This window comes from Sulfitobacter sp. DSM 110093, from assembly GCF_022788715.1.
Classification (GTDB): Bacteria; Pseudomonadota; Alphaproteobacteria; order Rhodobacterales; family Rhodobacteraceae; genus Sulfitobacter.
This window is the reverse complement of record NZ_CP085167.1, coordinates 3,047,732-3,072,816: the sequence shown is the minus strand read 5'-3', so window position 1 is coordinate 3,072,816 and position 25,085 is coordinate 3,047,732. Positions and strand designations below refer to the sequence as shown.

Annotated in this window: 23 protein-coding genes; 10 read left to right on the top strand and 13 right to left on the bottom strand. The window is 60.9% G+C overall.

Annotated elements, in window-relative coordinates; genetic code table 11:
* Window positions 1–41: 41 nt before the first annotated feature.
* Entirely contained in the window at window positions 42–728 is a 687-nt protein-coding gene (locus DSM110093_RS14925; protein ID WP_243265825.1) for a rhomboid family intramembrane serine protease, read from the top strand.
* Here the strand turns inward: DSM110093_RS14925 and murJ are convergent.
* The 4 genes from murJ to DSM110093_RS14905 all read right to left on the bottom strand — a co-directional run bounded on the left by murJ (window position 725) and on the right by DSM110093_RS14905 (window position 7,019).
* Window positions 725–2,266 carry a murein biosynthesis integral membrane protein MurJ gene (gene murJ, locus DSM110093_RS14920; protein ID WP_243265824.1) on the bottom strand — a complete coding sequence of 514 codons (1,542 nt, stop codon included), beginning with the start codon at window positions 2,264–2,266 and terminating at the stop codon, window positions 725–727. The genes DSM110093_RS14925 and murJ overlap by 4 nt on opposite strands.
* A 110-nt stretch (window positions 2,267–2,376) precedes the next feature.
* Window positions 2,377–2,928, bottom strand: coding sequence for a CHAP domain-containing protein (locus DSM110093_RS14915; RefSeq protein WP_243265823.1), 552 nt, complete (start codon window positions 2,926–2,928; stop codon window positions 2,377–2,379).
* A gap of 127 nt (window positions 2,929–3,055) precedes the next feature.
* Complete coding sequence (locus DSM110093_RS14910; RefSeq protein WP_243265822.1) at window positions 3,056–5,836, bottom strand: [protein-PII] uridylyltransferase; 2,781 nt, start codon at window positions 5,834–5,836, stop codon at window positions 3,056–3,058.
* Between the two features lies 1 nt (window position 5,837).
* A complete protein-coding gene (locus DSM110093_RS14905) occupies window positions 5,838–7,019 on the bottom strand; it encodes a penicillin-binding protein activator (protein ID WP_243265821.1) in 1,182 nt (393 codons plus the stop codon).
* An 87-nt stretch (window positions 7,020–7,106) separates the two neighbouring features.
* On the opposite strand from DSM110093_RS14905, the gene rsmI reads away from it, so the two are divergent.
* The 4 genes from rsmI (at window position 7,107) to DSM110093_RS14885 (ending at window position 10,344) form a co-directional block, all read left to right on the top strand.
* A complete protein-coding gene (rsmI, locus tag DSM110093_RS14900; protein ID WP_243265820.1) occupies window positions 7,107–7,964 on the top strand; it encodes a 16S rRNA (cytidine(1402)-2'-O)-methyltransferase in 858 nt (285 codons plus the stop codon).
* 46 nt (window positions 7,965–8,010) lie between these two features.
* Window positions 8,011–8,388 carry a YraN family protein gene (locus DSM110093_RS14895; RefSeq protein WP_243267729.1) on the top strand — a complete coding sequence of 126 codons (378 nt, stop codon included), beginning with the start codon at window positions 8,011–8,013 and terminating at the stop codon, window positions 8,386–8,388.
* Window positions 8,389–8,494: 106 nt separating this feature from the next.
* Window positions 8,495–9,430, top strand: a complete 936-nt coding sequence (gene gshB, locus DSM110093_RS14890; RefSeq protein ID WP_093928006.1) for a glutathione synthase — start codon at window positions 8,495–8,497, stop codon at window positions 9,428–9,430.
* A gap of 131 nt (window positions 9,431–9,561) precedes the next feature.
* Window positions 9,562–10,344, top strand: coding sequence for an alpha/beta hydrolase (locus DSM110093_RS14885; RefSeq protein ID WP_243265819.1), 783 nt, complete (start codon window positions 9,562–9,564; stop codon window positions 10,342–10,344).
* Here the strand turns inward: DSM110093_RS14885 and DSM110093_RS14880 are convergent.
* The 4 genes from DSM110093_RS14880 to cobU form a co-directional block, all read right to left on the bottom strand.
* A complete protein-coding gene (locus DSM110093_RS14880; RefSeq protein ID WP_243265818.1) occupies window positions 10,307–11,824 on the bottom strand; it encodes a YifB family Mg chelatase-like AAA ATPase in 1,518 nt (505 codons plus the stop codon). The two genes, DSM110093_RS14885 and DSM110093_RS14880, sit on opposite strands and share 38 nt — an antisense overlap.
* Window positions 11,825–11,897: 73 nt before the next feature.
* On the bottom strand, window positions 11,898–12,581 hold the full coding sequence (locus tag DSM110093_RS14875) for a glutathione S-transferase (RefSeq protein ID WP_243265817.1): 684 nt from the start codon (window positions 12,579–12,581) through the stop codon (window positions 11,898–11,900).
* Window positions 12,582–12,640: 59 nt separating this feature from the next.
* Window positions 12,641–13,222 carry a histidine phosphatase family protein gene (locus DSM110093_RS14870; RefSeq protein ID WP_243265816.1) on the bottom strand — a complete coding sequence of 194 codons (582 nt, stop codon included), beginning with the start codon at window positions 13,220–13,222 and terminating at the stop codon, window positions 12,641–12,643.
* A complete protein-coding gene (gene cobU / locus DSM110093_RS14865) occupies window positions 13,219–13,740 on the bottom strand; it encodes a bifunctional adenosylcobinamide kinase/adenosylcobinamide-phosphate guanylyltransferase (protein ID WP_243265815.1) in 522 nt (173 codons plus the stop codon). Before cobU ends, DSM110093_RS14870 begins: the two co-directional genes overlap by 4 nt.
* Window positions 13,741–13,836: 96 nt before the next feature.
* On the opposite strand from cobU, the gene DSM110093_RS14860 reads away from it, so the two are divergent.
* From DSM110093_RS14860 to DSM110093_RS14840, 5 genes are all read left to right on the top strand, one after another.
* Window positions 13,837–14,715 (top strand): RNA polymerase factor sigma-32, encoded by an 879-nt coding sequence (locus DSM110093_RS14860; protein ID WP_093928012.1) that lies wholly within the window; start codon window positions 13,837–13,839, stop codon window positions 14,713–14,715.
* Window positions 14,716–14,795: 80 nt separating this feature from the next.
* A complete protein-coding gene (gene coaBC / locus DSM110093_RS14855) occupies window positions 14,796–15,989 on the top strand; it encodes a bifunctional phosphopantothenoylcysteine decarboxylase/phosphopantothenate--cysteine ligase CoaBC (protein ID WP_243265814.1) in 1,194 nt (397 codons plus the stop codon).
* A gap of 9 nt (window positions 15,990–15,998) precedes the next feature.
* Window positions 15,999–16,451, top strand: a complete 453-nt coding sequence (gene dut / locus DSM110093_RS14850; RefSeq protein ID WP_243265813.1) for a dUTP diphosphatase — start codon at window positions 15,999–16,001, stop codon at window positions 16,449–16,451.
* Entirely contained in the window at window positions 16,451–17,482 is a 1,032-nt protein-coding gene (gene moeB, locus DSM110093_RS14845; protein ID WP_243265812.1) for a molybdopterin-synthase adenylyltransferase MoeB, read from the top strand. Before dut ends, moeB begins: the two co-directional genes overlap by 1 nt.
* A gap of 48 nt (window positions 17,483–17,530) precedes the next feature.
* Entirely contained in the window at window positions 17,531–19,543 is a 2,013-nt protein-coding gene (locus DSM110093_RS14840) for a M3 family metallopeptidase (protein ID WP_243265811.1), read from the top strand.
* Window positions 19,544–19,564: 21 nt separating this feature from the next.
* Here DSM110093_RS14840 and DSM110093_RS14835 read toward each other — a convergent pair whose 3' ends face one another.
* From DSM110093_RS14835 to mreC, 5 genes are read right to left on the bottom strand one after another with little or no spacing between them, the layout of a single operon-like run.
* Complete coding sequence (locus DSM110093_RS14835) at window positions 19,565–20,500, bottom strand: glyoxylate/hydroxypyruvate reductase A (protein ID WP_243265810.1); 936 nt, start codon at window positions 20,498–20,500, stop codon at window positions 19,565–19,567.
* 3 nt (window positions 20,501–20,503) lie between these two features.
* Window positions 20,504–21,643, bottom strand: a complete 1,140-nt coding sequence (rodA, locus tag DSM110093_RS14830; protein ID WP_093928018.1) for a rod shape-determining protein RodA — start codon at window positions 21,641–21,643, stop codon at window positions 20,504–20,506.
* Window positions 21,640–23,589: a penicillin-binding protein 2 gene (mrdA, locus tag DSM110093_RS14825; protein WP_243265809.1), complete on the bottom strand. Its 1,950-nt coding sequence runs from the start codon at window positions 23,587–23,589 to the stop codon at window positions 21,640–21,642. The genes rodA and mrdA overlap by 4 nt, the downstream gene beginning before the upstream one ends.
* Window positions 23,590–23,604: 15 nt before the next feature.
* Window positions 23,605–24,144 (bottom strand): rod shape-determining protein MreD, encoded by a 540-nt coding sequence (locus DSM110093_RS14820; protein WP_243265808.1) that lies wholly within the window; start codon window positions 24,142–24,144, stop codon window positions 23,605–23,607.
* Complete coding sequence (mreC, locus tag DSM110093_RS14815) at window positions 24,141–25,043, bottom strand: rod shape-determining protein MreC (RefSeq protein ID WP_243265807.1); 903 nt, start codon at window positions 25,041–25,043, stop codon at window positions 24,141–24,143. The genes DSM110093_RS14820 and mreC overlap by 4 nt, the downstream gene beginning before the upstream one ends.
* Between the last annotated feature and the right edge of the window lie 42 nt (window positions 25,044–25,085).

Genomic DNA, 25,085 nt, shown 5'->3' with positions numbered 1-25,085 from the left:
GCAGGCTTACTTCTGGCCGCGAACCCCGTCAAGGAGCGCCCATGCAAGACCCTGATCTTCAGCCCCCCGTGAACCCACTGCCGCCGGCAGTTGTTGTGTTGTTTCTGGCCATCGCCGGGGTCGAGGGGGTGCTATCGCTGGCCGAAGCTGGGCTGGTCGGCGGCCCCGGTGCCGTAGGCTGGCGGCTTGGGCTGGTGCGCGACTATGGGTTTTCGGGGCTGATCTTTGACGCGATGATCGGCGCGGGGCAGTTCCCGATTGAGCATCTTTGGCGTTTCGTGACCTATCCGTTTATCCATTTGGGCTTTACCCATGCAATCTTTGCCGTGGTGTTGCTGTTGGCCTTGGGGAAACTGGTGGCCGAAGCGATGGGGCAGTTGGCATTTGTCGTTATTTTTGTCGTGTCGGGCATCGGTGGTGCATTGGTCTATGGGGCGTTGTTGAACGATCCGGTTTGGCTGGCTGGGTCTTATCCCAGTGTCTACGGGCTGATCGGGGGCTATAGTTTTGTGATGTGGCGGCGGCTGCTTGGCTCAGGCGGGCCGCAGTATCAGGCGTTCACGCTGATTGCGCTATTAATGGGGCTACAGCTGTTTTGGGGCATCTTTTTTGAGACTGGCTTGTTGTGGGTTGCGGAACTTGCTGGGTTCTTTTGTGGCTTTGGTCTCAGCTTTCTGGTCGCGCCCGGAGAATGGGCGCGACTGAGGGCGCGGCTGCAGCAGCGTTAACCGCGCCGCATTGCACCTTTGAACTCGGACAGACGGAAGGCGCCGATCAACTGGCCAATGCCGAAGTAGCTGATCGCGGCAATCACAAGCAGCAGCACCAGTGCCAGGCCGCGCCACCATGGCAGGCCCAGCATCGGTTGAAGTGCCGCGTTGCCCAGCCAAAGGGCGACGCCCATCGCCGCAGAGGCGATAAGGATGCGCCAGATGCGTTTGTGGAAACGCGCATCGAATTTAGCCGCCGCGCCATAGCGCCGCGCGCCGATGGCAAGGCAAGCGAACATTGTCCAGCCAGCGAGTGTCGCGGCAATGGCGGGGGCAAGCCAGCCAACCCAAGGGGCCAACCCTACGGCAAGTGCGGCGTTCACCACCATGGCAACCACGGCGAAGCGGAAGGGACGGTGGGTGTCTTCGCGGGCGAAATAGACCGGTTGCAGGATTTTTTGCAAGACAAAGGCGGGCAGGCCGAGGCCGTAGATCATGACCGCAGTCGCAATGGCGGCAGTGTCGTCCACGCTTGATGCGCCTCGCTCAAAAAGCACGGTTACCAATGCGAAGGGAATTACGATCAGCGCCACAGCCGAGGGGATGGTCAGCGCGAGGGAGATTTCTGCTGCGCGGCTCAGCGCGGTTTGCGCACCATCGTTGTCGCCCGCGCGCAGACGACGCGAGAGGTCGGGCAGCAGCACGATGCCCACGGCGATGCCGACAACGCCCAGCGGCAATTGATACAGGCGGTCCGCGGCAAAAAGCCATGAAACGGCTTTGTCATATTGGCTGGCAACCAGTTGGCCCACCACAAGGTTGATCTGCATGACACCAGAGGCAAGCGCGGCGGGCAGGGCGATCACGATCATCGCGCGCATGTCGGGGGTCCAGCGGGGCCGCGAGGGGCGCAGCGCAAAGCCAGCTTGCGCTGCCGCGCGCCACGTCAGTGCCAATTGCGCCACACCTGCCAGCGGGATCGACCAGACCAGCCAAAGCGCCACTTCACCCCCAGTGAGGGTGGCAAAGGTCATCGCGGCGATGACAAAAATGTTCAACAAAACAGGCGCGGCGGCCGCGACGGCAAAGCGTCCCGTGGCGTTCAGAATGCCCGAAAACAGCGCCGCTAGCGACATGCACAGGATATAGGGGAAAGTGATGCGGCCAAAGCCCACTGTGAGGTCAAAGCGCGCATCGCCGCTGAACCCTTCGGCAGTCAGCCAGACCAGACCGGGCATAAAGATCATGCCCAAGGCTGTCAGCGCCAATACGACCAGCGCCAGCCCGTTAAAAGCATCGCGGGCAAAGGCGCCGGCGCCTTCCTCGCCCTCAAGCTTTTTGGCGAACATCGGGACGAAGGCCGCGTTAAACGCGCCTTCGGCAAAGAAGCGGCGGAACATATTGGGCAGGCGGAACGCCGCAACAAAAGCATCCATCACTGGGCCGGGGCCGATCAGCGACAACAGCAGCACTTCGCGCATGAAGCCAAGCACGCGGCTGAGCAAAGTCCAGACACCGACGGTAAAAAAGCCGGACATAAGACGTATAGGTTTCATCGGGGGAGCCTTAAGTTGCGCTGGGGTGATCCCTAGCGCGGGTGCTCAACCTGTGCAATCGGAGTGAATGGCCCCCAAAGCCCACTCAACCTGCTTTGGCGGTGCGGCGCTTATCCACCGGTGGGGTAGATGAAGCCATTTATGGGATAGGTGCTGCCAAAGGCGCCCGGCTGGCTTTCCAATCGCACGGAGGACCAGTCATTGCTTTTTGATACGTCGATCACTGCCATCTTGAGCGAGACTTCGTTGCGCTTCCAATTGGCGTGATCTACCCGAATCTCGCGCGGCGAGACCACATCGGAAACCACAGCGATATGCCCCATTGGCATCGACCCGGTGGCGCTAAAAGCCATCACGGCACCGACGACAGGATCATTGCCCCGCGGATAAAGCCCTTTGGCTTTGCCCCACCATGTCTCTGCGTTGCCGCGAATCTGAATGCCGCTGACATTGCGGGCAAAGGGCACACACCAAACACGTTGGCCCTTAGCGCGCATGTCCTTTGCGGTCTGGACGGCCATAAAGTGACGCTCGGGGTTCAGGCCGCCAAAGTCAAAACTTTCAGGGACATCAGGCGCTTTAGCACAGGCTGCTGTTAGCAAAAGAGTGGCGCAGAGGGCCATAAGGCCTCGGTTCGGCAGTGCGGCGCGTGTGACGCTCATATGTCCCTCATTCATGGAATCCCGCGCTGGTGCCGGGTTGCTTGGGATTTTGAGGATCCGACGTCAAAAGCAAAGCGCGGAAATGCCGATTGGCAAGAATCTGCCGGTTGGCCAAGGCCGAAGGAACTTACCCCTCGGCCCGCTGAACCCCGGCGGCAATCGCTTCGCGCAGGCGTTTCTCTAGGGTGCGCTGTTTGGCTTCGGTATAGTATTTCAGGCCGAACATGTCTTTGACGTAGAAGGTATCGACCACCTGTTCGCCATAGGTCGCGATCACCGCATTCGCGATATAGACGTTTGAGGCAGCCAGGGTGCGCGTCAGATCATACAACAGGCCGGGGCGATCACGGGTGTCGACCTCAATGATCGTATAGATTTCGGACCCTTCATTGTCGAAGGTGATATGCGTTGGCACCTTGAAAGCGCGTTCACGCTTCTTGACCTTATCGCGGGACTTCAACGCATCACGTGCGACGATCTCCCCCCGCAGGGTCTTTTCAATTGTGTCGCGCAGGCGGGGCAGGCGCGAGGCTTCATAAGCGTTGCCTTCGCTATCTTGTATCCAGAAAGCATCGGTCACGAAGCCGTCTTTGGTGGTATAGCTGCGCGCGTCGACGACATTGGCCCCTACCAGCGCGAGCGCGCCCGCAAGCCGTGCAAAGATGCCCGGATGGTCTGCCATGACGAAGCTGGCACGGGTCGCGCCGCGGTCTTCGTCAGGGTGCAGGTCAATGCGGATGTCGTCGTCGCCCATGCCGCGCAGCAGTTCGGCAAAGGCAACATGTGCCGTGACGTGCAAGCCCTGCCAATAGGGCGGGTAATGCCGTGCCGTTTCTTGCTGCAATACCTTGCGGGGCCATTCGGAAAGCGCGGCCCGCAAGGCTTTCTTGGCCTCCGCCCCCCGATTTTCGCGGTTGAGGTCTTCAAGCCCGGTTTCCAACGCCCGCTCTGTCTGACGGTACAGCGCCCGGATCAGCACCGCTTTCCAGTTGTTCCACGTGTTTGGCCCAACGCCGCGTATGTCGCAGACCGTCAGCACACAAAGCAGGTCGAGCCGTTTGACCGTCTGCACCGCCTTGGCAAAATCGCGCACCGTGCGCGGATCGGCAATGTCACGTTTCTGCGCCATGTCCGACATCAGCAGGTGATAGCGTACCAGCCACTCTACCGTGTCGACCTCATCACGCTTTAGGCCCAACCGCGGGCCGATCCGCCGCGCGAGTTTGGCCCCGATGATTGAGTGATCCTCGGGCCGCCCTTTGCCGATGTCATGCAGGAGTAGCGCCACATAAAGCACCTTGCGATTGACCCCGCGTTTAAGGATCGAGGACGCGACGGGTAGCTCTTCCTCCAACTCGCCTTTTTCGATCCGGGCGAGGTTGGCGATACATTGGATGATATGTTCGTCCACCGTATAGGAGTGGTACATGTTGAACTGCATCATCGCGACGATCGGCTCAAACTCGGGGATGAAGGCGCCCAAGACGCCCAATTCGTTCATCCGCCGCAGGGCGCGTTCGGGATTGCCGTGTTTGAGCAACAGATCAAGGAAGATGCGCCGCGCTTCGGGGGTGCGCCGCATGTCGTCGTCGATCAGCGCGAGGTTGGCTTTGATCAACCGCATGGCGTCGGGGTGGATTAACATCCCCGTGCGCAGCGCCTCTTCAAAGATGCGCAGCAGGTTCAGTTTATCTTGCAAAAATTCGTGGTCATCCTTCACCGCAATGCGGTTGTGCACGACTTGAAACCCTTCGCGCATCTTCGGGCGGCGGCGAAAAATGCGTTCAAGCAGCGGTTCGGCCTTCATATGTGAGGCTTCCAACCCGCTGACAAAAATACGGGTCAGATCGCCGACCGCCGTGGCATGCCGGAAATAGGCCTGCATAAAGATCTCGACGCCGCGCCGCCCGCCGATGTCTTGATAGCCCATCGCCTGTGCGACCTGCACCTGCATGTCGAAGGTCAATTGCTCTGTCGCACGGCCTGCCAACAGGTGAAGGTGCCCGCGCACCGCCCAGAGAAAGGCCTCGGCATCGCGGAATGTGTCGTATTCATCGGCACGGAAAACGCCCAAATCAACCAGATCGGCAACCCGGTCGACATCATGGATGAACTTGGCGATCCAGAACAGTGAATGCAGGTCGCGCAGCCCGCCTTTGCCTTCTTTGACGTTGGGCTCCACCACATAGCGCTCACCCTGTTTTAGGTGGCGGTTGTCGCGCTCTTCAAGCTTAGCTTCGATGAAATCTTTCCCTGCACCAGAGAAGAGGTCATTCTTGAGCCGCTCCGAAAGCTCCTCGGCGAGGAGCGCATCGCCGTCGATAAAGCGGTTTTCCAAAAGCGCGGTTTGAATGGTGTAATCATCGGCCCCAAGCCGCAGACAGTCTTCGATCGTGCGGGTGGCATGGCCGACCTTCAGTTTCAGATCCCACAGGATATAGAGCATCGATTCAATGACGCTCTCTGACCAAGCGGTGGCCTTGTAGGGGATGAGGAACAGCAGGTCGACGTCGGAATGTGGTGCCATCTCACCCCGGCCATAGCCGCCCACGCCAATCATGGCGAGCCGTTCGCCGTCGGTCGGGTTCGGATTGGGATGCAGCACTTGCGTGGCGATCTGCAAAACGCAGCGCAGCAATTGGTCGGTAAGATAGGTGTAGGAGGATGTCATCGCCCGCGCGTCAAACGGCGATTCAGCAAAGTTCATGGCGATGGCCTTGCGCCCTGCCCCTTGTGCGTCTCGGATCAGAGGAACGATCTCGCCCCGCAGGGCGGCCCCTTCGAGCGTGCTATCAAGCTGCGAGAGCGCCTGCCAAATGGCCGCGTCGTCAAAGATTTGTTCGGGCGCGCAAATCAGGCGCGGGTGCCTACGCGCGCCTGATGTTGTTGTCGGTTTTGCCAGGTCCAATTCAGAAACCAGCCCCACCAAAGCCACGCGGTGCCGGGTCTAGCACAACGACACGGCTGTTGCGGATGGTGGCCACGGCCAAGGCACGTTCATTGGTGCCGTCGCGGCGCAGGCGGAAGATGCCACTGGCGCCTTGGAACCCAGCTCCTTGGGTCAGTGAAGCACCGGAAAGCGCATTGGATTTACCACCCTTCACCAAAGATCCGACCGCCGCGATTCCGTCAAAGGAAAGCCCAGCCAGCGGATGTGGCTCGCTACCATAGGCGGACTTGTAGCGGTTGGAGAAGGCGCTGCTGGCGGCCGCATCAGGCAGAGCAAACCATCCGCCCTGCACACCGGATAGGTCCAGCGTCTGCTGCGGGATATCCCAGCGGGTTAGACCCACATATTGTGTGGTCGCAGTTTGAATACCCGCTTCGGGGAGAAGCTCCGCGAACAGCGGCAAAGCACTTGCCGAGGACGTCGTGAGAAACAGAGCATTCGCACCGCTGCTTTCGACCGTTGCTTTGACCCGTGGCACGGCAGCCACAACCGATTCTTGGCTAAGCGCGTAATCAACGGTGCCGGCCAGCGTCGCGCCATTGGCACTGATCGCCTGCATGATCGCATCACGGCCCAGTTGGCCGGCAACATCTTGACCATGCAGAATGACCATTTTGTCTTTGCCATTGCGCTTGGCAAAGCTCACCAAACGGTTGGCAGTGTTGGCAAAGGTTGGCCCAAGCACAAAGACGTTGCCACCCGCGATGGTCGGATTGTTCGAGAACGAGATCACGTTGACGCCAGAAGAGGCCACAGCCACGCCTGCCGCATTCGCCGCCTCGCCGTAGACCGGCCCAAGGATGATCTTGGCCCCTTCATTCACAGCCTGCGCAGCAACGGCGGCCGCTTTGCTCGCATTGCCAGCAGTGCCGTAGACGCGCAGGTCAATTTCGACACCATCAAGATCGCGCATCGCAAGGCGTGCGGCGTTTTCAAGGTTTGTAGCCAGCAGTTCGTCGCTGGCGGACCCGCCGCGCGGCACCAAAAGCGCCACGGGAACGGGCGCAGATGTATCAATCTTTGGGCCGCCCGAATTGGCGCCAGACATGGCGACGGGCTGACAGGCTGCCAAAATGACCGCAAAGAGAGGCAGCAATAGCAGGTGCATCTTCTTGCGGAAGGCTCGGAAACAGGCAATCATTTGTATTCACTCCCCGGTGGTGGCAAGACGACGACGGTCGCCGGAACATGGCCGCGATCATAGTCACTGCGAAAGGCGGGTCCAGCGTTGAAATTCCTCAAGACAGAGCTAGCCCCGGGACTGTATTTCGTGGGCGTCCCAATCGGCACGGCGCGCGATATCACGTTGCGCGCGCTGGACACGCTCGCCTCGGCGGATCTGTTGGCGGCAGAGGACACCCGCAGCCTGCGCCGGCTGATGGAAATTCACGGTGTGCCACTTTCAGGCCGCAAGGTTCTAGCCCTGCATGATCACAGCGGCACATCCGTGCAAGAGCGGCTTATCGCGGCAATCCGAGAGGGCAAATCGGTCGCCTATGCGTCCGAGGCCGGGATGCCGCTTATTGCCGATCCGGGCTTTGAATTGGGGCGTGCCGCCGCCGCCGCCGGGGTGATGCTGACCTGCGCTCCCGGCCCCTCAGCGGTGTTGACGGCGTTGGCGCTGGGCGGTTTGCCCACAGATGCATTTTTCTTTGCGGGCTTCCTGCCCAATAGCAAATCTGCGCGTATTGCCGCCTTGGAAAAGCTGCGCGATGTGCCGGGGACTTTGGTTTTCTACGAATCACCAAAGCGGCTTGGGGCGATGCTGCGCGATGCTGCAACCGCGCTGGGCGCAGAACGACAGGCTGCGATGTGCCGGGAGTTGACTAAGAAATTTGAAGAGGTTCAACGCGATACGCTGGAAAACCTAGCCGAGATTCATCAAGCGAAAGCGCCAAAAGGTGAGGTGGTCGTGCTTATTGATCGCGGTCGTTCAGATTCTGTTAATCAAGTTGACCTAGAAACTGATTTGCAACGGGCGCTGAAGGAACTGTCGATGCGCGATGCTGTCGATTTGGTGGCGCAGGCGCATGGTCTGCCCCGGCGGCAGGTCTATCAGGCGGCATTGGCGCTCGGCAAAGATTAGTACAACGGTCGGACTGATGGAAATGGCGCAGAGTGAAACAGGGATGATGCGAACTGCAGCCAAGCGTCAACGGGGCCGCATGGCCTATCATGCCGGGATCGCTGCCGAGAATAGGATCGCGCAAGACTATGAAAGACGTGGCTTTGCCATCGCACGTCGTCGCTGGCGTGGCCGCGCCGGAGAGATTGATTTGATCCTGCGTGATGGGGCCGCCTTGATCTTTGTTGAGGTGAAGCAAAGCCGGAGTTTCGCACGCGCGGCGGAAAGCCTTTCACCCCGACAGATGCGGCGTATCTACCGCTCTGCCGAAGAATTTCTTGCCGGTGAACCTGCTGGCAGCCTGACCGAAGTGCGCTTTGATGTGGCACTCGTTGACGGGCAGGGGGCGACCGAAATCATCGAAAACGCCTTTGGCCACGGCTGACCCATTGCGCATAGGCCCCTGCTGCGCCATCTAGGAAATGATCCCTCAAGCCTGCGCCGCTGGTCCGGGTTGGGTCATGACCATGGTAAGCAGCAGGGAGACTCCGATGAAGATCGCCTTTCAGATGGACCCGATCGGGGACGTGAACATTAATGCCGACAGCAGCTTTCGGCTTGCCGAAGAAGCGCAAGCGCGGGGGCATGAACTGTTTTTCTACACGCCTGATCATTTGGCTTATCAAGAGGGGCGGATCACGGCGCGGGGGTATGACTTTACCGTGCAGCGTGTGCAGGGAGACCACGCCCACTTCGGAGAAGAGCGAGAGGTCGATCTGGCCGACTTTGACGTGGTATGGCTACGTCAAGATCCGCCGTTCGACATGCATTACATCACGTCTACCCATCTATTGGACCGGCTGAAAGAGACCACACTGGTGGTCAACGATCCCTTCTGGGTGCGGAACTACCCAGAGAAACTGATGGTGCTCGACTTCCCGCAACTGACGCCTCCGACCACGATCGCGCGTGATCTCTCTACGATCAAAGCCTTCAAGGCCAAGCATGGCGATGTGATCCTAAAGCCGCTTTACGGCAATGGCGGGGCTGGGGTGTTCCGGCTTGATGCCAATGACCGCAATCTGACCTCTTTGCATGAACTCTTTACCGGATTTTCCCGAGAGCCGCTGATCGTGCAAAAATTTCTGCCTGCCGTGTCGAAGGGGGACAAGCGTGTCATCCTTGTGGACGGAGAGGCCGTGGGCGCAATCAACCGTGTTCCAGCAGAGGGTGAAACGCGGTCGAACATGCATGTGGGCGGGCGGCCAGAGAAGGTCGGGCTAACCGAACGTGATCTAGAAATTTGCGCGGCCATCGGCCCCTTGCTGAAAGAAAAGGGTCAGGTTTTCGTCGGCATCGATGTGATCGGCGACTACCTGACAGAGATTAACGTGACCTCTCCCACCGGCATTCAGGAACTGGAACGGTTTGACGGTGTGAACATCGCTGGCAAGATCTGGGAGGCAATCGAGGCCCGCCGCGGGTGAGCCTGCGTCAGCATCTGTTGAACCGTTGCCTGCGCTTGACTGAGAAACCTTTTTTGGCGCGGGCAAACCCTCAGATTTTGAGGGCCACGATGGAGATGCAAGCGCGGCTCTTTTTCAGGGGGCCGCGTGGCGTGCGAGCGGATTGGCGGGATTTGCCGGGCGCAGGGTCGGCGCTCTGGCTTACGCCGTCGTGCGTTCTAGAAAACCGCGTTATCCTTTACATCCATGGCGGTGGATTTGTATTTGGCAGCCCTGAGACCCACCGCGCCATGGTTGCGCGATTGGCCTTGTTAACCGATGCGCGGGCAGTGCTGCCGCGCTATGGCCGGGTGCCCGATGCGGTCTTCCCCAAACCTGCGGAAGATGTCCGTGCGGCTTGGAATGCGCTGCGCCAAATGGGCATTGCGGCACAGGATATCGTGATCGGCGGCGACAGCGCGGGGGGTGCCTTGGTCTTTGATCTGCTGGCGCAGCTTTGTGGTGAAGGGGCCGCGCTGCCTGTTGGGGCCTTTGCGTTTTCACCTTTGCTGGATATGACTTTTTCAGGCGGCAGTTTTTCAAATAATGCCGAAAGCGACGTGCTTTTGCCTGCGGTCCGCGCAGCAAAGATGGCGCAACTTTACCTTCAAGGGCAAAGCGCAACCAGCCCGCGTGCCAGCCCGCTTTTCGCTGATTTCAACAACGCCCCGGCAGTCTGGCTTACCGTAAGCGACAGCGAGATTCTGCGCGATGACAGCCAGCGTTTCGCCGCGCGACTGCAGGAGGCGGGCGTGCCCGTTACCTTGGAAGAGGCCCATGATTTGCCCCATGTCTGGCCGTTGTTTCAGAACCATCTGCCAGAAGCGCGGCAAACTCTTGCCTCCCTCGCCGATTGGATCAACGCCCTGCCGCGGGATCGGGCAGGCGAAAACTGATCGCTTCGGCCATATGGGGGCGGCGTACCTCCGCCACGCCCTCCAGATCCGCGATGGTGCGCGCCACACGCAACACCCGGTGATAGCCGCGCGCGGAAAGCCGGAAACGTTCTGCGGCGCGGATCAGCAGTTCGCGGGCTTCGGTGTCTGGGCTTACGATTGCTTCTAACATGTCACCCGAAACATCGGCGTTGGCCGACATCCCGCCCTGCCCGGAATAGCGCGTGAGTTGTCGTGCCCGGGCGGCGGCGACCCTTGTGGCGACCTCGGCAGAGCCTTCGGAGCTTGGGGGCAGGTTAAGGTCTGTATAGCTGACCGGTGGCACGTCGACGCGCAGATCAAAACGGTCCATCAGCGGGCCCGAAATGCGGCCCATATAGTCTTCGCCGCAGGCTGGAACACGGGCGCAGGCGCGAGCCGGGTCAGGTAGATAGCCGCATTTACAAGGGTTTGCCGCGGCCACCAGCATGAAACGACAGGGGTATTTCACATGGGCGTTGGCGCGGGCGATCATCACCTCGCCCGTCTCAATCGGCTGGCGCAGGGTTTCAAGCACCGTTCGAGTAAACTCGGGGAACTCATCCATGAAAAGTACGCCGTTGTGGGCCAGAGACACCTCGCCGGGACGCGCGTGGCGCCCACCGCCAATGATCGCGGCCATGGACGCGGTGTGATGTGGCTCGCGGAAGGGGCGGCTGCGAGATATGCCGCCTTCGTCCAGCAGCCCAGCAAGCGAGTGGATCATCGAAGTCTCAAGCGCCTCGGACGCGGTGAGTGGGGGCAGGATGCTGGGCAGTCGCGCCGCCAGCATGGACTTGCCCGATCCCGGTGTGCCAACCAGCATAAGGTGGTGTCGCCCTGCGGCCGCGATTTCCAGCGCACGTTTGGCGCGCTCTTGACCTTTGACTTCGCGCAGGTCGCGGCCCGCCGCGATCAGGGGAACCTCGCCCGGTTCTGCCGGGGTGATCGGCACCTGCCCGGTGTAATGGCGAACCACATCACCTAGATTAGCGGCGGCGATGACCTGCGTTTTGCCCACCCATGCGGCCTCTGCCCCTGACCCTGCGGGGCAAAGCAGGCTGCGGTCATGGGTGGCGGCGGCCATTGCGGCGGGTAGGGCGCCGACAACGGGCATCAGCGTCCCGTCGAGCGAGAGTTCTCCCAAGGCCACGATGTTTTGGGTGATGTCATCAGGCAGGATATCAAGCGCCGAAAGAAGCGCCATTGCGATGGGCAGGTCGAAATGGCTACCTTCTTTGGGCAGGTCAGCGGGGGAGAGATTGACGGTGATGCGCTTTGACGGCAGCGCGATTGCCATGGCGCCAAGGGCCGTGCGCACGCGGTCGCGCGCCTCTGACACCGCCTTGTCGGCCAGCCCCACGATGGAAAAGCCGGGCAAGCCTGCTGTCATCGCACATTGCACTTCGACAAGTCGCGCTTCTACCCCCTGAAATGCGACCGTATAGGCCCGCGATACCATCGTCCGTTCTCCCGCCTTGCTATGGTTAATCGGTAAGCAAGACGGGTTTAGGAATGGTTAACGCAGGTCTTAGTCAGGAGACCGGCCAGTTCCGTTTGGGCAGACCAAGCTCATAGGGGAACGGGTCATATTTGGTTTCCAACCCGGCGGCGCGCCATGCCTTAAAGGCTGGATCGTTGATCGTAGTCTCGCAATACGTTCGTGCCTCAGCCGAGACGGGCAGGTCATAACCGATGATCCGCGCGGCGACCGGCGCATAGAATACATCGGCCAACGAATAGTCACCGAAAAGCCATGGCCCACCACTCTGGGGCTGGCTGCGGGCGTGGCGCCAGAGGTCTTCGATACGCTCTAGGTCTTGCCGGGTGTTGGCATCTGGGGCGAAGGCCTCCCACACATGTTCCAACTGCATCGGGCAGGCTCCGCGCAGCGCGCCAAAGCCTGAGGCCATGGCGGCACATAGCCAGCGTGCAGTCGCGCGTGCGGCAGGATCGGCGGGCCAAAGCCCGGCTTCGGGATGACGTTCGGCCAGTGTTTCTGCCATGGCCAAACTTTCACCCACCACCGTGCCATCAGGCAGACGAAGCACCGGTACCAGTCGCGCGGGCGCAAGGGCGGCGAGATCATCCACCATGGTCCCGCTGTAGAGGCCCGCAAGATGCGTGCGGTACGGCAGATTGAATTTTTCAAGCATCAGCCAGCCCCGGAGGGACCAGCTAGAGAAGGTGCGATCGCCGATATAAAGATCATATGTCATAGGCGGAAAATACTCAGAAGCGGGCGGTCAAGCAAAGCGCTTTGTACGGTCCAAGCTTGCTATGGCGTGTGATTGACCGCTTTGATCTGCCAATTGCCGCTTTCATGCACCAAATGCGTGACGGAGAGATTGTCGATTTTATGGGCCATCGCCTCAAGAGGGCCGCCGCCCTGAGCTTGCTGAACTTGCGTCAGGATCACGCCAAAATGCGCCACGGCAATCACATGCGCTTGCGGGTATGCGGTGTTGATCCTTGCGACCACCCGATCGACGCGGGCTTTGGTCTGGTTCCAGCTTTCACCCTCCGGCGCGACGACATCGCCGGGCGTTTCCCAATAGGCACGGCTGAGGTCGGGGTCGCGGGCGGAAACTTCGGAAAAATGCATCCCGTCCCATGCACCGAAATGCAATTCGCGTAGATCAGGTTCATGGGGCAGGCGGCGGCGCGCGGGCTGTTCTAAGGCATCCGCAGTATGGGCGGCGCGGATCAGATCAGAGGACAGCAGGAGCGCGTCATCAGGTAAATGCAAATTCAGCCGCGCCAGTCGCGGCGCATCGGACAGGTCAGCGGGCACATCGCGCCAGCCGACGAAGTTTTTCTCATGTGTTGGTCCGTGACGCACCCAGTGCCAAGTGGTCATGGCATTTCGCCTTTCAACAGCTGTGGCAAGCCGACAACGACCTGAACGACCGTCTCTGCCTCTGCGGCCAATGCGATGTTCAACCGGCCCTGTGCCTCGCGGAATTGGCGGGCCATGGCGTTATCGGGCACGATCCCCTGACCTACCTCGTTAGAGACGATGACCCAATGCGCCGCACAGTCGCGCAAGGCCGCCAAAAGCGTCGCCTGCGCCGCATCCAAATCGCCGCCTTCCATCAAATGATTGCTAAGCCACATGGTTGCACAGTCAATCAGCACGATTTCGCCAGCAGGCAGTTTCGCCAAGGGTTCCGCCAGATCAAGCGGGCATTCGACAGTGCGCCACCCTGCATCTCGTCTTGATTGATGCTTGTTCACACGTTCTTGAACTTCGTCATCCCAGATGCGCCCGGTGGCGAGGTAAGTCTTTGGCAAGCCACATGAATTTACAAGCGCTTCTGCCCATTCTGACTTCCCCGAAGCCGCGCCGCCTAGGGCAAAGGTATTTCTTGGCAACATCTTCTCACCAAATATTTGAACCAAATGGCATAGCTCTGCGTATCTCTCTCAACGGCGCATAACAAGCCAAGCCATGCTCTTAGGGGGATATCCAAAATGTCATTGCAAACCGCACGCGAATTCTCACTTACCCGCACCGCTATGAAAGCCGAGCTGCTCGATGCCGATACAGAGCTTCGATTGGCCTATGCGTGGCGTGACCAGCGGGACGAGGCCGCGCTGCACCGTTTGATCACCGCCTACATGCGCCTTGCCATTTCCATGGCCGGCAAATTCAAGCGCTACGGTGCCCCGATGAACGACCTGATCCAAGAGGCGGGTCTGGGCCTGATGAAGGCCGCCGACAAATTCGACCCCGACCGTGGCGTGCGTTTCTCGACCTATGCGGTTTGGTGGATCAAGGCGAGCATTCAAGATCATGTGATGCGCAATTGGTCGATGGTGCGGACCGGCTCGACCTCCTCGCAAAAGTCGCTGTTTTTCAACATGCGCCGGGTGCAAGCCCGTCTTGAGCGTGAGGCTTCTGCTGTGGGTGAGACGCTGGACAAGCACCAACTGCGCCAGATGATCTCAACCGAAATTGGTGTGCCGCTGCACGATGTCGAAATGATGGAAGGCCGTCTGTCGGGTTCTGATTATTCGCTGAATGCGACCCAATCTGCCGAAGACGAAGGCCGTGAGTGGATCGAAGCGCTGGCCGATGAAAGCGCTCAGGCCGCTGAGCGGGTTGAGGAAGAGCACGACACAGCCCAATTGCGGAACTGGTTGCTGACGGCGATGCAGGGGCTTTCGGAGCGTGAGCAGTTTATCGTCCGCGAACGTAAACTGCGTGATCCTTCGCGCACCTTGGAGAGCCTCGGTGATGAGCTGAGCCTCAGCAAAGAGCGGGTGCGTCAGTTGGAAGCCGCCGCCTTTGGCAAAATGCGCAAGTCGCTAGAAATGCAATCGCGTGAGGTCTTTGCTTTCTTGGCCTGAGCCGCAGCTCTGACACCACTGGGGCTGGCAGATTGCTGCTGGCCGGATTAAGGTTTCCCGAATGCAATCGGGGGGCCTTTATGCTGTCGGGCAAACATATTCTGCTGATCATCGGGGGCGGCATCGCCGCCTATAAAACACTCGATCTGATCCGCCGCCTGCGGGAGCGTGGGGCGAAAGTGACCCCGGTGCTGACCCGCGCAGGCGAAGAGTTTGTGACTCCGCTGTCGGTTTCCGCGCTGACTGGCGTGAAGGTGTTTCGCGATCTTTTTGACCTCGGGGATGAGGCCGAAATGGGCCATATCCAACTTAGCCGCGCTGCTGATCTGTTGGTCGTGGCCCCGGCCACCGCCGATCTGATGGCTAAGATGGCGCAGGGGTCAGCGAATGATCTGGCGTCTACGCTACTCCTCGCCACTGACACGCCCGTTCTGCTTGCGCCCGCGATGAACGTGCGCATGTGGCAGCACCCGGCGACGCAGCGCAACATTGCTACCTTGCGGGGCGATGGCATTGCGATGGTCGGCCCGAATGATGGCGATATGGCCTGCGGTGAATTTGGCCCGGGGCGGATGGCCGAACCGCTTGAGATTGTCAGCGCCGTTGAGGCGCATCTGGCGGACGGGCCGCTGAAGGGCAAGCGCATCGTCGTCACGTCGGGCCCCACGCATGAGCCGATTGATCCAGTGCGCTATATCGCCAACCGTTCTTCCGGCGCGCAGGGCACGGCGATCGCAAGGGCGCTGGCGGCAATGGGGGCCGAGGTGGTGTTTGTCACCGGACCGGCAGAGGTGCCTCCGCCCGAAGGCGTCGAAGTGGTGGCAATCCAAACGGCACAAGAGATGATGGAAGCGGTCGAGGCTGCCTTGCCTGCCGATGCCGGTGTTTTTGCAGCAGCGGTGGCTGATTGGCACGTTGAAGGGGCAAGCGACCGCAAGCTCAAGAAATCCAAGGACGGGTTGCCGACGTTGTCCTTCGCTGAAAACCCCGACATCCTAAAAACCATAAGCCAACGCACCGAAGGTCGTCCGGCGCTCGTGGTCGGCTTCGCCGCCGAGACCAATGACGTGCTGGCCCATGCCACCGCCAAACGCGCGCGCAAAGGTTGCGATTGGATCGTGGCCAATGATGTTTCTCCCGGCACCGGGATCATGGGCGGGACTGAGAATGCCGTGACGCTTATCACCGATGACGGTGCCGAGGATTGGCCGCGTATGGGGAAAGATGCGGTGGCCGCGCGGTTGGCCCAACGTATCGCAGCCGCGCTGGCCTGAGGGGAGATTATGACCACGATCAAACTTCGCTGGGCCGAAGACGCAGACCAAAACTTGCCGCTGCCCAGCTATGAAAGCGCCGGCGCTGCCGGGGCGGATCTACGCGCGAACCTGCCCGGCGGCGCAGTTACGTTGGCCCCCGGCGCGCGTGCGTTGGTTTCAACCGGTTTGCATATGGCAATCCCGCAGGGCTTTGAGGTGCAGGTCCGGCCCCGCTCTGGGCTGGCGCTGAAACATGGGATCACGCTGATCAACAGCCCCGGCACCATCGACAGTGATTATCGCGGTGTGGTTGGGGTGATCCTTGGCAACACGGGGACTGAGGCATTCACGGTGGAACATGGGGCGCGTGTGGCGCAGATGGTGGTCGCGCCGGTGGTGCAAGCGGGGTTCGATTTGGTTGATAACCTCAATGCAACATCCCGTGGTGCGGGCGGTTTCGGCTCCACCGGGGTGGCCTGATGTTGGCGGTTCTGATTATTGCCTCGGCCCTTTGGTTCGGTGGCGGCGTGCTGGGCATTCCGCGCGGGCTGCGTGCGGGGCTGATCGCAGTGATGTATGTGGCCTTGGTGGCGCTGCATCTGGTTTTCCCGGCAGATCACCCGTTGCGGCTGTCCACGGGCGGCAGCGCCGCACCTTGGCTGCTGCTGGGGGGCTTTGCGGTCTTGGTGGTTCTTTATCGGCAGGGGCTGAACACCCTACGCGCCCGTGCCAATCCGGAGCCTGAGACCCCAGCCACGGATAGTTTTTCCGACAGTGAACTCAACCGCTATGCGCGTCATATCGTATTGCGTGAGGTTGGCGGTGCCGGGCAGAAGGCATTGAAGAATGCGAAGGTGCTGGTTGTCGGGGCAGGCGGGCTTGGTGCGCCTGCGCTGCAATATCTTGCAGCGGCGGGTGTGGGCACCATCGGGGTGATCGACGATGACGAAGTGGAAAACGCCAACCTGCAACGGCAGGTAATCCACAAGGACGCTGCCATCGGCACGCCCAAGGTGTTCTCGGCCCAAGCAGAGATGACCGCCCAAAACCCGCATATCACCGTGCGCCCTTATCATCGTCGCCTGACTGACGAGATCGCCGCCGAACTGGTGGCCGACTATGACCTAGTGCTCGACGGCACCGACAATTTCGACACCCGCTACCGCGTCAACGCCGCTTGCGTCGCGGCAGGTGTGCCGTTGATATCAGGCGCGCTGAGCCAATGGGAAGGGCAGCTTAGCGTCTTTGATCCCGCGCGCGGCGCGCCTTGTTATCGTTGTATCTTCCCCAAGGCCCCTGCCGCCCATCTGGCCCCCTCCTGTGCCGAGGCCGGGGTAATTGGCCCGCTGCCGGGTGTGATCGGCACGATGATGGCACTAGAGGCGGTTAAATTGATTGCCGGTGCGGGTAGCGTGCTGCGCGGGCAGATGATGATCTATGACGGGCTGTACAGTGAGAACCGTCAGATTGCCATTACCCGGCGCGAGGGCTGCGAAACCTGCGGCGGGTGATTGCAAGTCTCTCAGGCTCCCCCCATTTAGGGTGCAAAGGAGACTTTCATGACAAATCCGCTGCTCGCCGAGTGGGATACACCCTTCGGCATCGCCCCCTTTGACCGTATTTCCGACGATGATTTTACCCCCGCATTGCAAGAGGCGCTGGTCGCCCATCGGGCCGAGATCGACGCCATCGCCAGCAACGCTGACGCGCCCACCTTCGCCAATACGGTTGAGGCGCTAGAGGCCTCGGGCCAAGCGCTCGACAATGTGCTGAGTGTATTCTTCACCGTCGCAGGGGCCGATAGCAACCCGGCGCGCGAGGCGTTGCAGCGCGACTTCTCGCCCGAACTGGCAGCGCATCAATCTGCCATCTCTGGTAATGAGGCGCTGTTCGCGCGGATCGCGGCGGTCTGGGAGGCGCGAGATGCGCTGGACCTGACCCAAGAACAGGCGCGGGTCTTGATGCTATCCCACCGTGGCTTTGTCCGCGCAGGTGCGGCGCTGACAGGCGATGCTGCGGAACGTATGAAAGAGATCAAGGCGCGGTTGGCGGTACTGGGCACGCAGTTCACGCAAAACCTGTTGGCGGATGAGCGCGCATGGTTCATGCCGCTGGATGAGGGCGACCTCACCGGCCTGCCTGACTTTGTGACCGACACCGCCCGCGCGGCGGGGGAGGAAAAGGGCGCAGACGGCCCGGTGGTCACGCTCTCGCGCTCGCTGATTGTGCCTTTCTTGCAGTTCTCTGACCGGCGTGATTTGCGCGAGAAGGCGTTTCGCGCATGGGAGGCACGCGGGGCCAATGGTGGTGAGACCGACAACCGTGCCATCGCGGCTGAGACCTTGGCACTGCGCGAAGAACGCGCAACCTTGCTCGGCTATGACAACTTCGCGGCCTACAAGCTGGAAACGGAAATGGCGAAGACGCCAGGCGCTGTGCGCGACCTGTTGATGTCGGTCTGGAAACCCGCCAAGGCACAGGCAGACGCCGATGCCGAGGTGCTGACTGCGCTGATGCGTGAGGACGGGGTGAATGGCGCGTTGGAACCGTGGGACTGGCGCTACTACGCCGAGAAGCGCCGCGCGGCGGAGCATGATCTCGATGAGGCGGCGCTAAAGCCTTACTTCCAGCTCGACCGGATGATCGATGCGGCCTTTGACTGTGCCAATCGGCTGTTTGGGTTGGAGTTCGCCCCGCTCGACGTGCCGCTCTACCACCCCGATTGCCGGGCGTGGGAGGTGACGCGCGAGGGCAAGCATGTGGCGGTTTTCATCGGGGATTATTTCGCGCGCGGCTCGAAACGCTCGGGCGCGTGGTGTTCGGCGATGCGCGCGCAGGCGAAGTTCCCGCGCGCACAGGCGCCGGTGGTGATCAACGTCTGCAACTTCGCCAAAGCCGATCCGGCGCTACTGTCCTACGACGACGCGCGCACCCTGTTTCACGAGTTCGGCCACGCGTTGCACCAGATGTTGTCGGACGTGACCTATGAAAGCGTCAGCGGCACCTCGGTCGCACGGGATTTTGTAGAATTGCCAAGCCAGCTTTATGAACACTGGCTGGATCAGCCCGAAGTGTTGGAGCAATTCGCCACGCATGCCCGCACTGGCGAGGCGATGCCGCGCGCGATGCTCGACAAGGTACTGGCCGCCGCGACATTCGACATGGGGTTCCAGACGGTGGAATATATCGCCTCGGCGCTGGTCGATCTGGAGTTTCACGATGGCGCGGCCCCGGCTGATCCGATGGCGCGACAGGCCGAGGTGCTCAGCAGCATCGGCATGCCGCAAGCGATCCGGATGCGCCACGCCACGCCGCAGTTCGCGCATGTCTTCGCCGGAGACGGCTATTCCAGCGCCTACTACAGCTACATGTGGTCTGAGGTGATGGACGCCGATGCTTTCGCTGCTTTCGAGGAAGCGGGTGGCGCCTTCGATGCCGAGCGGGCTGAGGCGTTGGAAGCTCACATCCTCTCGACCGGCGGCAGCCGTGATCCGGCTGAGCTTTACACGGCGTTCCGGGGGCGTTTGCCGGGGGTCGACGCGCTGCTCAAAGGGCGTGGGCTGGCCGCCTAGGGCGAAAACCGGGGCCGGGGGTCAGTACCCCCGGTCGCGGTCCACGACATGCAGCAGCGGCTCACCAGCCTCGCTGCGGCGAATGTTTTCGGCAATCACCTCCGAGGCCGTGTCGTTTCGCGTCGCGGCCGCGATATGCGGGGTCACGGTGACATGCGGATGCGCCCAATAGGGGTGATCCTCGGGCAGCGGCTCTACCCGGAAGACATCAAGCGTCGCATGGGCGATCTGGCGGCTATCCAGCGCTTCAAGCAGGGCGTCATCGTCAATCAGCGGCCCGCGACCGGGGTTGATGATGAAAGCCCCCTTGGGCATCTGCGCCAGTGTTTCGGCGTTCAGCACGTTTTGCGTGGCGGGCGTGTCGGGCATCAGCAGTACGGCGATCTCGGCGCCCTTCAATGCCTCGGTCAGACCATCATCACCATGCAGGCAGTGCACGCCTTCGATCGACTTTGCGCTCCGCGACCAGCCACTGACGTCAAAGCCAAGCCTAACCAGCGCCTTGGCCACCGCCTGCCCGAGGGCGCCAAGCCCAAAGATCGCCACGCTGCGTTCGCGTGCCAGCGGCTGATCACGCGGCTCCCATTTGGCATCTTGGCGGAGGATGTCGATATCCAGCCCTAAGTGATAGCGCAGCACATGGCCCGTGACCCATTCCACCATGCCATGTGTCAGGCCGAAATCGACCATGCGGGTCAGGGGGACCTTGAGCGTCTCATTGCCGGTGATTTTCTCCACCCCGGCCCAGAGGTTCAGCACCGCTTTGGCGCGGGTATAGGGCGTGAAATCCTGCAAGTCGCTGTTGGGGGCATAGACGATGTAATCGACCTCTTCGGGCGGGAATTTGGTGCCAAGTTGAAAATCTTCGGCCAGCGCTTGGTTTAGCGCCTTGTTCAGCGGCGCTTCGTAGCTGGTCCAGCGTTCGGCCTTGGCAGCGAAGAGAATGTTGATCGTCATGAGTTACCTCGGTCTATGAACATGCGCCGACTGAACAAATCCGAAGGCCAAGAGCAGCACCAGCATGGCAGAACCACCATAGCTGACCATCGGTAGCGGCACGCCGACCACCGGGGCAAGCCCCATAACCATCGACATGTTAACGGCGAAAAAGAGAAAGAAATTAAGCGCGATGCCCAAGGTCAGCAGGCTTGCAAAACGGTCCTTGTTCTTGACCGCAGAGACCACGCAGAACAGGATGATCAACGCATAAAGACACAAGAGCGATACGCCCCCGACAAAGCCGAATTCTTCGGCCAATGTGGTAAAGATAAAGTCGGTATGTTTTTCAGGCAGGAAGTTCAGCCGCGACTGCGTGCCCTGCATATAACCGCGCCCCGACCAACCGCCAGAGCCAAGCGCGATCTTAGATTGTGTGATGTGATACCCCGCCCCGAGCGGATCCTGACTGGGATCAAGGAACGTATCAATGCGGCGATATTGGTAGTCTTTCAGCAATTGCCACGGCGTGCCGCGCGATTGAAAGACGGCTGTGACCAACCCAATGGCCGCCGTAATGACGGCAGCGAAATAGGCCCAGTGCACCCCGGCGAGAAACATCAGCCCGCCCCCCGCCGTAAGCAGCAGGATCGACGTGCCCAGATCGGGCTGCTTCAGCACCAGCGCGGTTGGCACGACGATGATCAAGATCGGCAGCAGCACCCAGAAAGGGCGTGACACCTTTTTAACCGGCAGCCAGTCGTAATAGGCGGCCAGAAACACCACCAACGTGATTTTCATCAACTCTGACGGTTGCAGCCGCATAAAGCCGATGTCGATCCAGCGCTGTGCGCCCATGCCGACAGAGCCAAATAATTCCACCGCGACGAGCAGCACCAGCGTCGCCCCATAGGCCACCCCCGATAGGTTGCGCCAGAGCCAGATCGGCACCATCGCCACGGTGAACATGATTGCCATGCCAATGCCAAACCGCTTCATCTGCGGCTCAGCCCAAGGGTTAAAGGAACCGCCCGCGACTGAGTAGAGCATCAAAAAACCAACGCCCGCGACACTGGCCAACAGGATCGCCAGCGGCCAGTTCATAAACAGGATTTTGCGCAGCCCCGTGGGGACGGATTTGACCGTATGTTCAAGATAGCTCATGCCTGATCGTCCCCTTCCGCGCTGGCGGCGGTTTCGGGGGCGGTATTGCGCAGTTCTTCTTGTTGGGTGGCGATGCGACCCCGGTCAGACTTGGGGTAGGCCTCCAGCGGCGGCTCGCCCCCGGCCATGGCCTGCAACATCACATCGCGCGCAATCGGCGCCGCCGCGGTCGAGCCGCCGCCGCCGTGTTCCACCAACACGCAGGCCGCATATTTGGGTTTGTCGTAGGGCGCAAAGCACACAAAAAGCGCGTGGTCGCGGCGTTCCCACGGCAGGTCGGCGTTGCTGGTCACGCCCCGCGCGCGTTCGGCAGCGGTGATGTTGCGCACCTGACTGGTGCCGGTCTTGCCTGCCATGCGCATCGTGTCGTCGATGATGCGACTGCGATAGCCAGTGCCGCGGCGGTCGTTCACCACGTCGTACATCGCCTTGCGCAATTGGCGTAGGTTGTTTTCGTTCATGCCCATCGGCTCACCGGCACCGCTGGGCTGCTCCACCCCGTCGATGGATTTGATCAGCCGTGGCGTCACGGCGCGCCCAGTGGCAAGCCGTGCGCTCATTACCGCCAATTGCAGCGGGGAGGAGAGGGTGAAACCCTGCCCGATGGAGGCGTTGACTGTGTCCCCCACGACCCAATCCTCACCTCGGGCCGAGCGTTTCCACTGTTTTGTGGGCGCAAGCCCGCCCGCGACCGAAGACAGCGCCAGATCATGTTTAATCCCCAAGCCAAAGCGGTTCGCCATGGCGGTGATCTTTTCAATCCCGACCTTCACCGCGAGGTCATAGTAATAAACGTCGCATGAATGCTTAAGCGAATCTTGCAGATCAACCCAGCCGTGGCCTGCACGCTTCCAGCAGTGGAAACGCCGCCCCGCGACCTCAAGATGGCCGGGGCAATAGGCCGTGTCTTCTGGGGTGACGATACCGTCTTCGATGGCGGCAAGCGCCACGATCATTTTGAAGGTCGAGCCCGGCGGATAAGTGCCCTGCACGGGTTTGTTCACCAAGGGCCGGTATTTAGAATTCAGCAGCGGGTTGTAGTCCGCCGATGAAATGCCGCCGATAAAGAGGTTCGGATCATAGCTGGGCGCCGAGGCGAGCGCTGCCAGATCGCCGTTTTCACAGTCAATAATTACCACGGCAGCGCTTTCCTCGCCCAAACGGGCCTGCACATAGCGTTGCAGGTTGGCATCCACGGTCAGTTGTAGGTCCGCCCCTGCCTGACCTTCGCGGCGCTCAAGTTCGCGCATCACGCGGCCTGTAGCGTTCACCTCGACATGTTTTGTCCCCGCAGAGCCGCGCAGCAGGCTTTCGGCGCGGGCCTCGACATTGATTTTGCCGATTTGGAAACGAGGGATACGCAGCACCTGATCGGGGTCTTCCAGCGCATCAAGGTCCGCTTGGCTTACCCGGCCCACGCGGCCCACCACATGCGCAAAATCAGCACCGCGCGGGTAGACGCGGGTCAGGCCCACTTCGGGTGTGACACCGGGCAGAGCAGGGGCGTTTACGCTGACCTTGCTTACGACCTCCCAGCTGACATCATCAACGATGGTGACCGGCAGGAACGGGGCAGAGCGGGCCATTTCGGCCATCGCACGCTCGCGGGTCTCGTTGTCGATCTCAATGACTTGGGCCAAACGCTCCATCACCGCCGCCACGTCGCCCGCATCTTCGCGCACCATAACGATGCGGTATGAGGGGACGTTATCGGCAAGCTGTACGCCGTTGCGGTCAAAGATCTCGCCCCGGGACGGCGGGATCAGGCGGATGTTGATTCGGTTCTCTTCTGCCAGCAGGCGGAACTGGTCGGCTTGATCGACCTGCAAATAGCGCATTCGGGCGGCCAGTCCGCCCATGAACAGCAGTTGCGCGCCCCCCAACAGGGCAGCGCGGCGGGTCAAGCGCGTGTGGTTTGCATCATTGTCGGCGCGGTTGCGTCTCATTTCATCGGCCTCCGATCACACCCGTTTCCCATGTGCATCAAGATCGCCCGGTGCGGTCTTGCGCACGCCCATGATACCATGTGTTACCGCCACAAGCAGCGGATAAGCGAGTATCGTCAGTGCCAATTCCGTGAGGCTGAGAGTCATAGCAGGCGTGGGGATAAGAGCGAGACTCAGAAGGATGCGATTGGCAAAGATGATCATGGTTAGAATCATGGCCACGGTCAGCCATTCGGCGGCAAAGCTCGCATCGCGCAGGTGTCGCCCTCGCGATTTAAGGTTCTCAACCCCGATTAGCGCTAAGACGGCCCAAAGGCCCGGCGGGCGTTGGAGCAGTAGGTCCGCCAGCAGAAAGACCAGCGCCAGAAACAGAGCAGGCACATACTCAGGTCGCCGCAGCCCCCATGCGCAGGCAAAGCCTAGCAGTAGGTCCGGCCCGGCCCAGCCGCGCGGTGTCGTCTCTAGCGGCAGCAGGTGAAAGAACAAGATCACCAACCCCAAGGCGACAAAGCCCATGCGCATAAGCCACAGGCGGCTGCGCGACAGATCGGTCATTGTTCTAGCCCCACGGGGGCCGCCGGTTCGGCCAAGGGACCATCAGAGGTGATAACATGCGCGGTATCAGGCACTTGTTCGTTGCCGTGGTGGCGCAGAACCCGCAGGAACTCCAGCCGCTCGTAATCTGCGGCCAGCCGCACCCTCAACCGTCCACCGGGGTCTGCGGCAACTTGGCCAATCAGGATGCCCGCCGGGAAAACCCCGCCATCGCCCGAGCTGATCACCCGGTCACCGGGGCGGACCAATTCACGGTTCTCGATGAAATCGAGCGGCGGCGCGGCGCTGTTGTCGCCTGCCACGATGGCGCGTTGTCCCGAAGGCTGGATGGTCGCCGGAATGCGACTGGAGGCGTCGGTCAAGAGGATCACGCGCGCGGTGTTCTTGCCCACACCCGCAATGCGGCCCACAAGGCCAATGCCGTCCATCGTCGCCCAACCCTCGACCAGCCCATCGCGCGCGCCGACGTTCAGCAGTACCGATTGGCGATAGGGCGATCCGCTGTCGGCCAGCACCGTACCGGTGATGAAGGTAAGCCGGGGGTCGAGCCGGACGTTGTTCAGATCCAGCAGGCGGGCGTTCTCTTGCTCAAGCTGAAGGGCTGCTTCTTTCCACGCCTGCATCTGACGCAATTCCGAGCGCAGCTCGCGGTTCTGTTCGCTTAGCCGTTGGTAGCTTTGAAAATCGCGCAGCAGGTTGATCGTGCCGGTCACCGGGGCCATGGCCCAATCAAGATTCGGCACGAAACGATCCGTCACCTGCGCGCGGAAGCGTTCAACGCGGGGGCTGTCGATGCGCCAGAGCAGGAAAATTCCGACCAGCGCCAACACCAGCACAGCCAGCAGCAACCGGCGCAAGGGGCCGGTGAAATCGCTGGAACTGGAACGGTCTTTGGGCATCTGTGCCGAAACTCCCACCCGGTCAGGCGGGGCGGTGTCGCC

Excerpts from the sequence above, each read along its gene's own strand:
- DSM110093_RS14925 (WP_243265825.1), top strand. The coding sequence starts at position 42 with ATGCAAGACCCTGATCTTCAGCCCCCCGTGAACCCACTGCCGCCGGCA.
- murJ (WP_243265824.1), bottom strand. The coding sequence starts at position 2,266 with ATGAAACCTATACGTCTTATGTCCGGCTTTTTTACCGTCGGTGTCTGG.
- DSM110093_RS14915 (WP_243265823.1), bottom strand. The coding sequence starts at position 2,928 with ATGAGCGTCACACGCGCCGCACTGCCGAACCGAGGCCTTATGGCCCTC.
- DSM110093_RS14905 (WP_243265821.1), bottom strand. The coding sequence starts at position 7,019 with ATGATTGCCTGTTTCCGAGCCTTCCGCAAGAAGATGCACCTGCTATTG.
- DSM110093_RS14895 (WP_243267729.1), top strand. The coding sequence starts at position 8,011 with ATGCGAACTGCAGCCAAGCGTCAACGGGGCCGCATGGCCTATCATGCC.
- gshB (WP_093928006.1), top strand. The coding sequence starts at position 8,495 with ATGAAGATCGCCTTTCAGATGGACCCGATCGGGGACGTGAACATTAAT.
- DSM110093_RS14880 (WP_243265818.1), bottom strand. The coding sequence starts at position 11,824 with ATGGTATCGCGGGCCTATACGGTCGCATTTCAGGGGGTAGAAGCGCGA.
- DSM110093_RS14875 (WP_243265817.1), bottom strand. The coding sequence starts at position 12,581 with ATGACATATGATCTTTATATCGGCGATCGCACCTTCTCTAGCTGGTCC.
- DSM110093_RS14870 (WP_243265816.1), bottom strand. The coding sequence starts at position 13,222 with ATGACCACTTGGCACTGGGTGCGTCACGGACCAACACATGAGAAAAAC.
- cobU (WP_243265815.1), bottom strand. The coding sequence starts at position 13,740 with ATGTTGCCAAGAAATACCTTTGCCCTAGGCGGCGCGGCTTCGGGGAAG.
- DSM110093_RS14860 (WP_093928012.1), top strand. The coding sequence starts at position 13,837 with ATGTCATTGCAAACCGCACGCGAATTCTCACTTACCCGCACCGCTATG.
- coaBC (WP_243265814.1), top strand. The coding sequence starts at position 14,796 with ATGCTGTCGGGCAAACATATTCTGCTGATCATCGGGGGCGGCATCGCC.
- dut (WP_243265813.1), top strand. The coding sequence starts at position 15,999 with ATGACCACGATCAAACTTCGCTGGGCCGAAGACGCAGACCAAAACTTG.
- moeB (WP_243265812.1), top strand. The coding sequence starts at position 16,451 with ATGTTGGCGGTTCTGATTATTGCCTCGGCCCTTTGGTTCGGTGGCGGC.
- DSM110093_RS14840 (WP_243265811.1), top strand. The coding sequence starts at position 17,531 with ATGACAAATCCGCTGCTCGCCGAGTGGGATACACCCTTCGGCATCGCC.
- DSM110093_RS14835 (WP_243265810.1), bottom strand. The coding sequence starts at position 20,500 with ATGACGATCAACATTCTCTTCGCTGCCAAGGCCGAACGCTGGACCAGC.
- rodA (WP_093928018.1), bottom strand. The coding sequence starts at position 21,643 with ATGAGCTATCTTGAACATACGGTCAAATCCGTCCCCACGGGGCTGCGC.
- mrdA (WP_243265809.1), bottom strand. The coding sequence starts at position 23,589 with ATGAGACGCAACCGCGCCGACAATGATGCAAACCACACGCGCTTGACC.
- DSM110093_RS14820 (WP_243265808.1), bottom strand. The coding sequence starts at position 24,144 with ATGACCGATCTGTCGCGCAGCCGCCTGTGGCTTATGCGCATGGGCTTT.
- mreC (WP_243265807.1), bottom strand. The coding sequence starts at position 25,043 with ATGCCCAAAGACCGTTCCAGTTCCAGCGATTTCACCGGCCCCTTGCGC.